13 protein-coding genes are annotated in these 12,954 nt (G+C 54.5%); 4 read left to right on the forward strand and 9 right to left on the reverse strand.

Annotated features, from left to right (window positions below):
• Positions 1–40 precede the first annotated feature (40 nt).
• On the reverse strand, positions 41–676 hold the full coding sequence (locus ACSC94_RS09505) for a hypothetical protein (protein WP_435640598.1): 636 nt from the start codon (positions 674–676) through the stop codon (positions 41–43).
• Positions 677–1,086: 410 nt separating this feature from the next.
• On the opposite strand from ACSC94_RS09505, the gene ACSC94_RS09510 reads away from it, so the two are divergent.
• Positions 1,087–1,845, forward strand: a complete 759-nt coding sequence (locus ACSC94_RS09510) for a PhoH family protein (protein ID WP_435640599.1) — start codon at positions 1,087–1,089, stop codon at positions 1,843–1,845.
• A gap of 169 nt (positions 1,846–2,014) precedes the next feature.
• A complete protein-coding gene (locus ACSC94_RS09515; RefSeq protein WP_435640600.1) occupies positions 2,015–2,641 on the forward strand; it encodes an SCO family protein in 627 nt (208 codons plus the stop codon).
• Between the two features lie 26 nt (positions 2,642–2,667).
• Here the strand turns inward: ACSC94_RS09515 and ACSC94_RS09520 are convergent, their stop codons facing one another.
• Positions 2,668–2,967 (reverse strand): hypothetical protein, encoded by a 300-nt coding sequence (locus ACSC94_RS09520; RefSeq protein WP_435640601.1) that lies wholly within the window; start codon positions 2,965–2,967, stop codon positions 2,668–2,670.
• Between the two features lie 237 nt (positions 2,968–3,204).
• Here ACSC94_RS09520 and ACSC94_RS09525 point away from each other — a divergent pair, with 237 nt between their 5' ends.
• Positions 3,205–4,473 (forward strand): OmpP1/FadL family transporter, encoded by a 1,269-nt coding sequence (locus ACSC94_RS09525; RefSeq protein WP_435640602.1) that lies wholly within the window; start codon positions 3,205–3,207, stop codon positions 4,471–4,473.
• Between the two features lie 90 nt (positions 4,474–4,563).
• Here ACSC94_RS09525 and ACSC94_RS09530 read toward each other — a convergent pair whose 3' ends face one another.
• The 3 genes from ACSC94_RS09530 to ACSC94_RS09540 are packed head-to-tail and all read right to left on the reverse strand — an operon-like array spanning position 4,564 to position 6,124.
• Positions 4,564–5,121, reverse strand: coding sequence for a thioesterase family protein (locus tag ACSC94_RS09530; RefSeq protein ID WP_435640603.1), 558 nt, complete (start codon positions 5,119–5,121; stop codon positions 4,564–4,566).
• Between the two features lie 3 nt (positions 5,122–5,124).
• On the reverse strand, positions 5,125–5,427 hold the full coding sequence (locus tag ACSC94_RS09535; RefSeq protein ID WP_014103902.1) for an SCP2 sterol-binding domain-containing protein: 303 nt from the start codon (positions 5,425–5,427) through the stop codon (positions 5,125–5,127).
• A 49-nt stretch (positions 5,428–5,476) separates the two neighbouring features.
• Positions 5,477–6,124: a 2OG-Fe(II) oxygenase gene (locus tag ACSC94_RS09540; protein WP_435640604.1), complete on the reverse strand. Its 648-nt coding sequence runs from the start codon at positions 6,122–6,124 to the stop codon at positions 5,477–5,479.
• 140 nt (positions 6,125–6,264) lie between these two features.
• Here ACSC94_RS09540 and pepN point away from each other — a divergent pair, with 140 nt between their 5' ends.
• Entirely contained in the window at positions 6,265–8,961 is a 2,697-nt protein-coding gene (gene pepN, locus ACSC94_RS09545) for an aminopeptidase N (protein WP_435640605.1), read from the forward strand.
• 39 nt (positions 8,962–9,000) lie between these two features.
• Here pepN and ACSC94_RS09550 read toward each other — a convergent pair whose 3' ends face one another.
• Genes ACSC94_RS09550 through ACSC94_RS09565 form a run of 4 tightly spaced genes read right to left on the reverse strand, consistent with a single transcriptional unit; the run spans position 9,001 to position 12,941 of the window.
• The gene (locus ACSC94_RS09550) at positions 9,001–10,794 is read right to left on the reverse strand and encodes an acyl-CoA dehydrogenase C-terminal domain-containing protein (RefSeq protein ID WP_435640606.1); all 1,794 of its coding nucleotides are present in this window, start codon (positions 10,792–10,794) and stop codon (positions 9,001–9,003) included.
• 30 nt (positions 10,795–10,824) lie between these two features.
• Positions 10,825–11,844, reverse strand: a complete 1,020-nt coding sequence (locus ACSC94_RS09555; RefSeq protein WP_435640607.1) for a cytidine deaminase family protein — start codon at positions 11,842–11,844, stop codon at positions 10,825–10,827.
• Positions 11,841–12,140: a hypothetical protein gene (locus tag ACSC94_RS09560; RefSeq protein ID WP_435640608.1), complete on the reverse strand. Its 300-nt coding sequence runs from the start codon at positions 12,138–12,140 to the stop codon at positions 11,841–11,843. The genes ACSC94_RS09555 and ACSC94_RS09560 overlap by 4 nt, the downstream gene beginning before the upstream one ends.
• Before the next feature lie 6 nt (positions 12,141–12,146).
• Positions 12,147–12,941, reverse strand: a complete 795-nt coding sequence (locus ACSC94_RS09565) for a hypothetical protein (protein WP_435640609.1) — start codon at positions 12,939–12,941, stop codon at positions 12,147–12,149.
• Positions 12,942–12,954: the final 13 nt, after the last annotated feature.

A 12,954-nucleotide genomic window follows, 5' to 3' on the forward strand; every position in this document is an offset into this window, starting at 1 on the left:
TACGCCGGGATTTTTTTATGTTTCGTATGCGCAGGAATAATTACGGTGCGCGATTATAAAGTTGGGACACGATGGTGTTTTGGACATGCTGGTTCAGCACATCATCACTCAAACTCCGCCCATCAGCGCAATTTTTGAATTTCGATTGCAGCAAGGATAACGTATCCGCCGACGCGGGAACCGCGCCTGCCTTCTTCGCGGCGGCCGTTGTTTCACCGAATGTTTCGGCAATGCTGGTCAAGTGGCACAAATCCGCATCATTCAAACGCGCCACGCCGTCGCGGCCCATCGATGCGCCCATGGAAATCAAGGCGCCGTTGCGGAAGAAATCAATTTTGCTGTTGCTGCAATCATTAAAGGTGTCGGCATGGCGACCTTCGTCGCTCAACGCATCGCCGTTCATCAAGGCATTGGCCTTGGCCACATGGCACACATCTTCGGGTGTCAGTTTCTGCAACGCATCGACGGAAAATTTTGTGCCCAGCGCGAGCAGGCCCAGCGCTTCGCGCCCCTGTGGTGTTTCTTTTTTCTGTTCATTGAAAAAATGATCCGGCAGTAAAAAGCGATCAACCTTCGGCCCTGCTGCATCATGGATCACATCAGTGAATGAATACACCGACGCGCCGAGCAAAATTGAACTCAACACCGAACCCACTTTTTTGAAAGCACCCGCCATAACGCACACCTTATAATCAGAACCGTGACGACCTTTATAAAGGCCCCCTCTTTTGAGGATAAAAGACCGTACCACACACTTTATTATTATGTCAAATAAATAATCTGTTTGGGGGGCGCTAAATCACTGATACCATAGATATTAAGGACCGAATCACCCCCCAGATAAGGAGGCCTATGCCTCGACTTCTGAATGGTTTCATTCCCGACCTGCCCCCGGCAAGCATCCGCTTCGCCATAGACGGTTTCGGCCCTTTTTCCAAGACCTCTTCCTTCTCATTCACACCCCCTATCTCCCCCCAGATTCCCCCAATGCCCGATCACCCTCCGCGCTGTTTGCACCGGGGTTGATTTTGCATGTCTTCTGCGTTTTCTCGTTCCCCCCACCTGAACCCCTGAAAGGAGTTCACCATGTCCAAGAAAGCCCGCAAAAACAGCAAACCTCACCTGCAGGCCATCAACAATGAAGGATACGGACACAAAAGAAGCACAGTCGATATGGACTGGCACCCGCTGGATGAAGAAATCGACCGCGCGCGTGACAAGAAATTTGTAAAGAACGTCAAACCGCGATCCGAAGGTCAGGACGTTTTGATGAAAGCCATTCAGGAAAAAAGCCTGACTCTGGCCATCGGCCCCGCGGGAACGGGGAAAACCTATTTGGCCATCTGTGCCGCTGTTGACGCGCTGGAAGCGGGAACCGTGGAACGCATCGTTCTGTCGCGCCCCGCGATGGAAGCAGGTGAATCGCTGGGGTTCCTGCCCGGTGATATGCACGAAAAAATGGCCCCGTACTTACGCCCGCTGTATGACGCTCTGGGTGATCGTATGGGCGGAAAACGTGTGCGCCAATTGATTCAGGACGGCACGATTGAAATCGCCCCGGTTGGTTTCATGCGTGGACGCACACTCAACAATGCCTTCGTCGTGATTGACGAGGCGCAGAACTGCACGTACTCGCAGTTGAAAATGCTGCTGTCACGTCTGGGCTGGCATTCAACCATGGTCATCACGGGCGATCCGGATCAAAGCGATTTGCTGGATGGCATTTCTGGATTGAAAGACATTTCCCATCGTCTGGAATCCGTACCGAATATCAATGTTGTCCGACTGCAGCAGGTGGACATTGTGCGCCACCCGCTGGTCGCGGAAATGCTGGACGTTCTGTAATAGAATAACAGAACGCTCCTCACACTCTTCTGCGTTTCTAGCGTTGCTCGCGTTCGTGGCCCGGGAACCCCCTTCCCGGGCCACTTTTATGCGCGATGGCTTGCATTTCAGCGATGGGCATGCTTTTTAAAAAACACAAATTCAGGAACCGCACATAAGGAATCCGGACATGCTGAAAAACCGTCTTGCCCGCCTCGCTTTGCTTTCCATCATCGCCGTTGCGATTGGCGGCGTGATTGCGCTGGTCCAGATCCAAAGCGCGAGCGGCCCCGTGCAACAGACGGCAGTGAAAAGCAACGGCGTCGCCGGGGCGGATATTGGCGGCCCCTTCGCGCTGACCGATCAGAACGGTCAACCTTTCACGGAAAAAAATCTGGCGGGCCACCCGACATTGATTTATTTCGGCTTCACCTTCTGCCCGTCGATTTGCCCGACGGAGTTGCAGAAGATGAGCGCGGCGCTGAAACTGGCCAATGCGGACAAGGCCGAGAAAATCATGCCCGTGTTCATTACCATCGACCCGGACCGCGACACAGTGACAGTGATGAAAAATTACGTCGCGCAATTTCACCCGCGCCTGATCGGATTGACGGGCACGCAGGATGACATCAACACCGCCGCCCGCGCATGGCGCGTTTATGCGCAGAAGGTGCAGGATGAAACGATGAGTGAATACACCATGGACCATTCATCCTATATCTACCTGCAGGCACCGGACGGCGCATTGCAGGCGATTTTTGGCACGGACAGCACAGCGCAACAAATCGCCGATGCCATCAACGACAATGTGAAGTAATTCACGCCAATATTATCTGAGAGATTTTATGAATCCGAATCAGCATCTGGTTCGGATTCATTTTTGAGATCACACCGCACCCAGCACCACGCCATATACAGCGCCAGCAACACCGCCGCCGACACCATGTTTATGGCAACGACCAGCACGAGAACCGACCACATCGACAATGAATGTTTGATCGTGGCCAGCATCGTATCATCCAGCGAGAAGATGAACGCCGCGCATAAAACCAACCCAATCGCCAGCAAAACCGCGATTTTTAGCAACGCGCGCCGCATGCGATGGTGTTTATTGCACGTGTGTGATGATGTGTTCGCGGTCATGATTCGTGAATTTTAACGCACATCTACCACGATGCAAGGCGTGATCACTTTTCATATCTTTGTATATCATAAGGCTTGATGCGTTGCCGCATACTCAATCCTGTTGCAGGCGCAAAAAATCATTAGAATGAACATATCTTTCAGCGGTTCGCGTCGTTTTTCACGCGTCGCCGAATCGCTTATTCTGAACCATCCATTTCAATATCTATGACCGTATAACAAGGGGAGCCCAAGACCATGTCACGTACAAAATTTTCGCTTATCCGCACCAGCCTGATGGCCGCCGCCACATTGATCGTTGGCGCATCCGCCGCGAACGCCGCCGGGTTTTACATTCAGGAACAATCAGTGCGCGGTCTGGGCTCGGCCTTCTCTGGCTCCACCACAACACTGAATGATGCCAGCACGGTGTATTTCAACCCGGCCGGCATGACACAACTGCAAGGCCTGCAAGCACAGGCTGGCGTACACGTCATTATTCCATACTCCAATGTTCAAAACACGGGCACAACGGCCGGTACAGCCGCTGGTCTGCCGCTGGGTGGCACAGGTGGAAACCCGTACGACCCGACGCCGGTTCCGAATGGTTTCGTGACCTATCAAGCCACCAACAATTTGTGGGTTGGTCTGGGCGTAACCGCACCGTTCGGTCTGGCCAGTGATTATGGTTCAACATGGTTCGGTCGTTTTGACTCAACCAAAACCGAACTGGCCGTTATCGACGTCCAGCCGACCATTGCCTATAAAATCAATGATCAATGGTCCATCGGCGGCGGCATGAACATTCAGCACGCATCGGCCAACCTGCAAAACAACGTCGTTCTGGGTGCTGGTGTTGAAGGCAACAGCAAATTGTCCGGTGATGATTTTGGCTATGGCTACAGCCTGGGCATTCAATTCAAGCCGTGGGAAACAACCACCTTCGGCCTGAACTATAAATCCGAAGTTCACCATGATTTGGATGGCGATATCGAAGTCACCAACTTTGCCGGCGCACCAGTAGCAGCCGTGACATCCGGCGGTTCGGCGAAATTGAACACGCCCGACCACCTGACCCTCGGTGGCGCGCACAAAGTCACCGACCGCCTGACCCTGCAAGGTCAAGCAACCTGGTTCGGCTGGAGCAACTTTGACCAAATCCAAGCCGTTCGTGATAGCGGTGCCGTGGCCTCAACCGTTGTGCAGAACTACCAAAACACATGGGCCTTCGCCGTTGGTGCAGAATATCTGGTCAACGATCAATGGACCGTGCGTGGTGGTTTGCAGTTTGACGAAACCCCGACCACCGATGAATTCCGCACCAGCCGCACGCCGGACGGTGACCGGACATGGGTATCGCTGGGCGCCACCTATGGCTTCAACGAAAAAATCGATCTGGACATGGCCGCCACCTATATTGACGTGGAAGACGGCACGATCGACGTTGCCCGTGGGAACGGAAGAATGACGGCCGAGACCGAAGGCAGCGTCGGCATTCTGGCCCTCGGCATGACCTACAAATTCTAATCCTTCAGCGGATAACAAATCAAAAGCCCCGGAGACATCCGGGGCTTTTTTGTATCTTGATTGCATTCCGCGGTTACACCGCATCTTATATTATTCCGCGGTTACACCGCGCAGGGCATCTTCCGCGTCGACCCATCCGCGCACATGGTCGGGCATTGGCGGGCTTTTGAATTTCATGCCGATGATACCCAGCAATTCTTCCGTCGGCACGGTGCGCTTGGCCACTTGGTCATAGAACCCACCTTTCACCAGCGCGATGGCCGCAACGGCCCCGGCTTTTTTGCCTTTGGCAATCACGAAACGCTGTTCCATATACACCCATTTCGGGTCCCAGCAGATGACGCGGGTTTCGAGCGTATAGGGTTCAAACGGCGCCAATGAAATGCGGTACCGTGTGGAGACAGAGGCCAGAACGGGAATGGCCTTGCGCTTGATCATAGCCCCCAACAAGCCGTTGCGCAGGATCAGGTCAAACCGCCCCAGATCCATGATGGTCAGATACCGCCCATTATTCATGTGCATATTGCTGTCCAAATCATTGGGCAGCACGTTGAAGCGCAGGGATTGCACCGCCATCATGTCCGTAACACGCGGTTTGAAAAACAGGCCACGTATAATCAGGATCAGAAGACGGATATAGAGGTTCATAATTTATCCCTCAAGCAGGGCGTTCAGTTTCAGCGCCAGCCCCATCGACCCGGCCACTTTCAACTTGCCCATCATGAAGGCGATGTTCGGATCTTGCGACCCGTTCAAAAACCCGGCGAAGGTGGCCAGCGCGCAGGTCAACGTGACATCCGCATCCGCGTCGTCATGGTTCACCACGGGCGGGCTTTGCGTTGTATCGACAAACACGATCCCGTCATCGCCGAAATTGAATTTCACGCGGGCGTTCAGGCCGGGGGATTGGGCGATTTTCTGATTGATCTGGTTGGTGGCTTCGTCGAGGTTCATAACAGGCATCCATTTTTGTAAAATGACAGATGCCCAATAAGATACGCTTTTACCGCAACGGATCAACCCGGTCTTCGCCAGATGGATTGCACCGGAACCACCCGGCAATGGAATTGCGGGCGCGGACCGGGGGCAGGACTTCGTGCGGGATGTCCTCGCTCAGAAACACGGCCAATGTTCCGGCCACGGGCAGCACCCGGGTGATTTCCTGGTCCTGATCCACGGCGTCGTACAACACCAGATGCCCGCCATCGGATTCGACCCAGTCGGGGGTCAAATAGGTGACGGTGGAGACCACACGATTGCGTTCACCGCGCACCGAATCCCCGCGCAGGGCATCGACATGCTTGCGGTAAAACCCGCCCGCATCATACCGGGCGTAATGCGCTTCATATTCAAACAGCCCCAAAATCAGGCGGCGGTTGAGGTCCAGCCGCAAGTGCCCCATCAGATCCAGATACGCCGCCGGGGCCGCATCGCGCCCCGTCAGCCACAGCGTGCGGTCATTGCGGATGGCCGTTTCCACGGTTTGCGCACCATCACGCCCGACGGCGGCCAGCGTTAAACGCCCGGCTTCTTCCTGTGCAGCCAGATCGGCCAGCAGGGCGGTGCGTAAATTTTCGGGAACATAATCGGGGCAGACGGACCACCCTTGCGTATAAAGATCATCGGCAATGCGCGCGTTCAACGCGGCCATATCGTGATTTTGAAAGAATATTGCGCGATTCGCGTCATCCAATTACGAAAATTCCTTGCCGGAAAAAGCTGGGTTTGCTTTGATCCCCCCATCATCACCATGCCGATCATAAAAGAGCAAGGGACATTCGGGAGAGCATTATGGCCGTTCATAAAAACACCGCCGCCAATAAAATGATTTATTTGAAAGATTACAAACAGCCGGATTTTTTCATCCGCCACACTGATCTGGAATTCGATATTCGCGATGGCCACACCATCGTGACATCGCGCATGCGGATTGACCGCAATGGCGACCATAACCGCCCGCTGGTTCTGGATGGTGAAGATTTAAAACTGCGGTCCGTTTTCCTGAACGGCGTTCCCTTGAACGAAGAATATGATTACACGGTCGATGACAAGCATTTGTCGTTCGTGCCGATGGATGATTCATTCGTCGTTGAAACGGTTGTAAAAATTCATCCGGAGGACAACACCGAACTGTCCGGCCTGTATAAATCCGGTGACACATATTGCACGCAATGTGAATCGCAAGGTTTCCGCCGCATCACCTATTACATCGACCGCCCGGACAATATGGGCACATTCACCACCAAAGTAATCGCGGATAAGGATGCCATGCCCGTCCTGCTGTCCAACGGCAACATGATCAACAAGGGCGAAACCGCCGATGGCCGCCATTTCACCATCTGGCATGACCCGTTCCCGAAACCGTCTTATTTGTTTGCACTGGTCGCCGCCGATTTGCAGCATATCGAAGATAAATACACGACCCAAAGCGGTCGCGATGTGACATTGCGCATCTATGCCGAGGACAAGGATATCGGCAAGTTGGATTTCGCCATGGATTCCCTAAAAAAATCCATGAAGTGGGATGAAGATGTATATGGCCGTGAATATGATCTGGATTTATTCAACATCGTTGCCGTTGATGCATTCAACGCGGGCGCGATGGAAAATAAATCACTGAACATTTTCAACACCTCCGCCGTTCTGGCCCACGCCGACACGCAAACGGATGACGATTTTGAATGGGTGCGCGGTGTTGTCGCCCATGAATATTTCCACAACTGGTCCGGCAACCGCGTCACCTGTCGCGACTGGTTCCAATTGACGTTGAAAGAGGGCTTCACCGTTTACCGGGATGCCAAATTTTCCGCCGATATGGGATCGGCCCCGATTAAGCGGATCGAGGATGTGATCGGCCTGCGCGCCCGGCAATTTGCCGAAGATGCGGGCCCCATGGCCCACCCGATCCGCCCGGACCGGTTTGAAAATATCGAAAATTTCTACACCGGAACTGTGTATCGCAAGGGGGCCGAAATTATCGGCATGCTGCACAGCCTGCTGGGTGATGAAACATACCGCGCCGCCACCGATTTGTATTTCGACCGCCATGATGGTCAGGCCGTGACGTGTGAAGATTTTCTGGCCTGTATGGAAGAGGCCTCGGGCCGTGATCTGAGCCAGTTTAAACGCTGGTATGCCCAAGCCGGAACGCCGCGCGTGCAGGCCACATGGGAGCGCAAGGAGAATGGCGTTTTCACCCTGACGCTGGAACAAAGCCAGTTGCCATCCCCCGGCCAACCGAAGAAGAAATTGATGCATATTCCGGTGAAATTCGGACTGGTGGGCCCGAACGGAGCGGACATTGATCTGGATGGGCGGGGCACGACAACCGCCGTTCTGGAATTGACCCGCACGAAACAGAAATTCACCTTCAAAAATATTCCGGAAGGATCGGTTCCATCCATCCTGCGCGATTTTTCAGCCCCGGTTATTTTGAATGCGGAGTACACGGATGCGGAATTGAAACATCTGATGGTGCATGATTCCGATGGCTTCAACCAGTTCGAAGCCGGAAACCGTTTCGTGCGCGGCTACGTTCTGGAACAGGTTGAACAAGCGGAGAAAGGACTGCCCACCAATTTTGGTAACGGTATCATTGACGCCTTCCGCGATATCCTGAACCACAAACGCATGGATAACGGGCTGAAAGCATTGATGCTGTCCCTGCCCAGCTACAGTGAAATTGCGCAAACGCGACCCTCCATCAATCCGGAGGCCATTCGTTTTACGCTCATGGCCTTCCGCCTGTCTATTGCCCGTGCATTGGCGGTAGATTTTGTGGCTGCCTATCTTCTCAACCACGATCCGCGCAAAACCTACAGCATGGATGTGCAGGATGTCGGGCAGCGCAGTCTGAAAAACACGGCCCTGTCCTATCTGGCCGAAACCAATGTGACTGGTGCCGATAAAATCGTGTTTGATCAATTTGAAACAACCAACAACATGAATGACCGGTTGAGCGCATTTTCAACATTGTTGAAAATGGATTATGCCGATGAGAATTTAAAGGATCAGGCCATCGCCCAGTTCTATGACACCTATCACGCCGACCCGTTGCCGTTGAACCGTTGGTTCAGCACGCGGATTTCCACCGCCGGATTTGGTGCGCTGGACATGGCCAAAATGCTGGCCCAGCATGAATTGTTCGATCCACTGAATCCCAACAGCGCCAGCGCCTTGTACGGGGCGTTCGCCGGAACGGTGAGCGGATTCCACCGCGCCGATGGTGAGGGGTATAAATTCATGGGTTCCTTCATCGCCGATATCGACAGCAAAAACGCCCACACCGCCGCCGGCATGGTGGGCACATTGGCCAACTGGCGCAAATATGCCGAGCCCTGGCAATCGCAGCAAAAAGCCGTTTTGTTGGATCTGGCCGCAATGCCGGAGCAATCAAAATCATTGCACGAGAAATTGAAGAAAATTCTGGGGCCGGATTATCCGCCGCAAGTGGGCGCCCACACCGCCCCGAAAAAGACATTCGGATAAGAAAAAGCCCGGGAGATCATCCCGGGCTTTTTTTAATTTTTAGAACCCTGATGCATCCAGCGCCATCACACTATCCGCCCCGGCCATCGCCTGTTTAAAGCGGAAATCCGTTTCCGGCAGGATGCGGTCATAGAAGAAGCGCGCGGTTTTCAGTTTGCTTTCATAAAAATCCGCCTTGTCGCCAGCGCCAGCGGCCAGCTTTTCATTCGCGGCCTTCGCCATGCGGGCCCACATGTAGGCCAGCGCGACGAGCGCGAACATGCGCAGATAATCCGATGCCGCCGCCCCCGCTTCGTTCGGGTTTTTCAGACCTTTTTGCGCAACCATCGCCGTTGCCTGTTGCAACTTGACGAAGGATTTGGCCAGCGGGAACACGAAATCCTGCATCGCTGGATCGGCTTGGTTTTCTTCGATGAACTGCCCCACCGGGTGGAAGAAGCGGCGCAAATAACGGCCGTAATTCGCGCTCATCTTCCGGCCGACCAGATCCATCGCCTGAATGCCGTTGGTGCCTTCATACAGCAGAGAGATCCGCGCATCGCGCACATATTGTTCCACGCCATGTTCCCAGATATAGCCATGCCCGCCATAAACCTGCACCGCCATGTTGGCGATTTCAAAGCCCATATCGGTCTGGTATGCCTTCACAATCGGGGTCAGCAAAGCGACCAGATCATCAGCCGCTTCACGCTGCACCGGGTCCGGGTGGCGTTCGGCGATATCCAGATGCATACCCGCCCAATACGCCAGCGCGCGGCACCCTTCCGTCACAGCCTTGCCAGTCATCAGCATCCGGCGCACATCCGGATGCACGATAATCGGGTCCGCCGGTTTTTGCGGTTCTGCAGGTCCGGTCAAAGCGCGCATTTGCAGGCGTTCCTTGGCATAGTTCAGCGCGTTTTGGTACGCGACCTCGGCAATGCCCAACCCTTGCATCCCCACGCCCAGACGGGCGGTGTTCATCATGGTGAACATGGCGCGCATACCCTTATGCGGTTCACCCACCAGCCAGCCGGTTGCGCCATCAAAATTCATAACGCAGGTGGCGGACCCCTTGATCCCCATTTTATGTTCGATGGACCCACAGGCGACACCGTTGCGCGCGCCAACATCGCCATTATCCTTCGGCATGAATTTCGGCACGACGAACAGGGAAATGCCCTTTACTCCCTCTGGCGCATCCGGCAATTTCGCCAGAACCAGATGAATGATATTGCTGGTCAGATCATGTTCACCGGCGGAGATGAAAATTTTCGTCCCCGTAATCGCAAACGATCCATCGCCATTCGGGATGGCCTTGGTTTTGATCAGGCCCAGATCGGTGCCGCAATGCGGTTCGGTCAGACACATGGTACCGGACCATTCGCCCGTGACCAGTTTCGGCAAGTACGTGTCTTTCAACACGTCGGTGCCGTGCAGATGCAGCGCGTTATACGCCCCTTCGGACAGGCCCGGATACATGCCGAACGACATGTTGGCGGAGCAGATCATTTCCTGCAGCACGAAATTCACGGTCGCGGGCATGCCCATGCCGCCATAGGCCGGATCGGCGGCCAATGCGGTCCAACCACCTTCGGTAAAGGCCTTGTACGCATCCTTGAACCCGGAGGGCGTGCGCACGACACCGTTTTCGAATGTGCAGCCTTCTTTGTCCCCCGACTGGTTCAGCGGGAACAGGATGTCCTGACAAATCGCGGCACCGCCTTCGATGATCTGGTCGATCATGTCGGGTGTGGCCTCTTCATAGCCCGGCAAGGTGGAGAGTTTTTCAACCCCCAGAACATCATTCAAAACGAAGCGGATATTATCAAGCGGAGCGGTATAAACAGGCATTTTTCAGGTTCCTTCTCAGGTTAAAACAGATCATGCAGCGGATAACAAAAGTCCGTTGCGAATACGGCGCGTTTCATGGTGCATACGCGGGGCCTCATGCCCCCAATCGGCAAGCGTCATTGTCATGCCATCCCCGTTCGCGGAAAGATGCGTCACAGGAATAATGGATGACTTTGAAAATTCACTTAAGATTTGCAAGGCCGAGAGGGACAGCGGCATGATTTCATCATCACGCAAAGGCCCCGCATCGCCACCGCGTTCGGAAAAAACGAACACTTCGTTCACCGACCAGCCCGACTTTTGCGACAGATGGGCAATGGATAAGGCGGCCTGCATCGCGCTGAGGCCCGTGAAGACCGCATTTTCAACCTTCACACCCGCGACATACGCGCCGTTATCCAACTCCAGAATCACCGTTTGCGATGTATGGCTGGCGTAATTCAGCGATTTCAAATCCGCAGCCCAGACGCGCAGAGCCGGAATTTCGTGCAGGTCATTTCGCACGGCACGACGCGCCAGCGCGGCCATATCCTGATCCGGCGTGATCGTGGCAATGGCGCGTGCGCGCAGGGCAGAGGATTCGGCGTTGAAATTATCAAAGCTGAAAGAATCGGGCAGCAGATCATTCAACGCCGTATCCACAACCCGGCCCGACAGGGCGCAATTATGCACGCGAATATCCAACGCCCGCGCAACACCCGCCAATTGCTGGCGGCAATTGCCGCAACAATGCGCCACAATATCGCTTTCCGGGCCATGGTCATCAACACCGCCAATCACCCAGGCCGATTCAATGGCCACATCCGGCCCCAGCGTGGTGATCAGGGCGGACAACGCGCCTTCCTCCCCATGAACGCTTAAGCGATGTTCAACCGATTCAACATTCACGCCGGCAAAACCCAGAAACCCGGATGATGTTTTGACGATCAGAATGGCCCCGACGCGGTAGCCCGATGACGGCGCATGGGCCTTCATCCGCACGTCGCGCAACCACGGCATAATCGTTTTTTCATCCAGTGTCTGGAAAGACCGCACAAAATCCATGATCATTTATCCCGGTCGGCCAGCAAATCTTTGAGATGCTGCGCCACGCGGTCCTTGTCCATGTTGCGAATTTCATCGCGGGCTTTTTTCCCGGCGGAGCGGTTTTTTTCCTCAAGCGCGGCGGCAATTTTTTGCAATGTTTCTTCGCCGATTTCGGCGCGCGCCTTGCGCGCATTTTCCATCGCCTGCTCGCGTAATTTCATACTTTCGGGGGAGCGTTGCGGGGGCGCACCCGGCACGGCGGGCGTATCACCGCCGCCGCCTTTTTTGCCCTTGTCTTTGCCCTTTTTAAAAAAGCCCATCACGTATCAATAATCCACTTTGCGCAAAGCGCAGAGATTGGCCTGCACCTGACAGAACGACACCGCCGCACCATTCGTACCCGTGACGGGCGATGTGAGGGAGAACTGTTCGTTATTCACAAACATCACCGGATCGGTCGGATCATACGCCACACCCAGAACGAAATACGTCATCATATCCTGTGGCGTCACACCCGTTTGTGACACCAGCGCCCAATCGCATGTCGTCATGTTACAGGGCATAAAATTCTGTGCGCGATCCCGCACAATGGTTTCCAACCCGACCCGTTCGCGTTTTTGCGGATTGGCCCAATACACATCACGCGCCGGATCATGCAGCACCCACTGCCCCGTATCCGCATCTTTGGTTTCCACCATCGGCGTGGACGGAAAACCGGGGGCGTAGCGGAACAATTCAACAATCCGCGCTTCGACTCCCGCGCGTTTTAACATCAATCCCATCAATTGTGCCGCGGTGGCGGGGTTGATCGCCGGGCGATCTTGGCTGTGTTTATTCACGTGCAACAACATGCCGCCAATGGTTTCGACCCACGCGCCACTGTTCCCGTTCAGGGGTTTTGTTTGATCAATCTGCACATGCGCAGCCACAAATTGGCGGATGATATCCGGCCATTGCGCGGCCGGCGTATCGGCGGGCATATTGGTTGCCATGAACAGGGCATCAACCCCCTGATTCATGCGTTCGGAATCCAGTTGCGCGCCATAGCTTTTCAACAGGATCATGCCCAGCAGCCCAACCGCCCCCAGAATCAAGACCCAGAAAATGATGTGCTTTTTCATTTTTGGATTCGAT

This window comes from Micavibrio aeruginosavorus, assembly GCF_051245535.1.
GTDB classification, from domain to species: Bacteria; Pseudomonadota; Alphaproteobacteria; order Micavibrionales; family Micavibrionaceae; genus Micavibrio; species Micavibrio aeruginosavorus_D.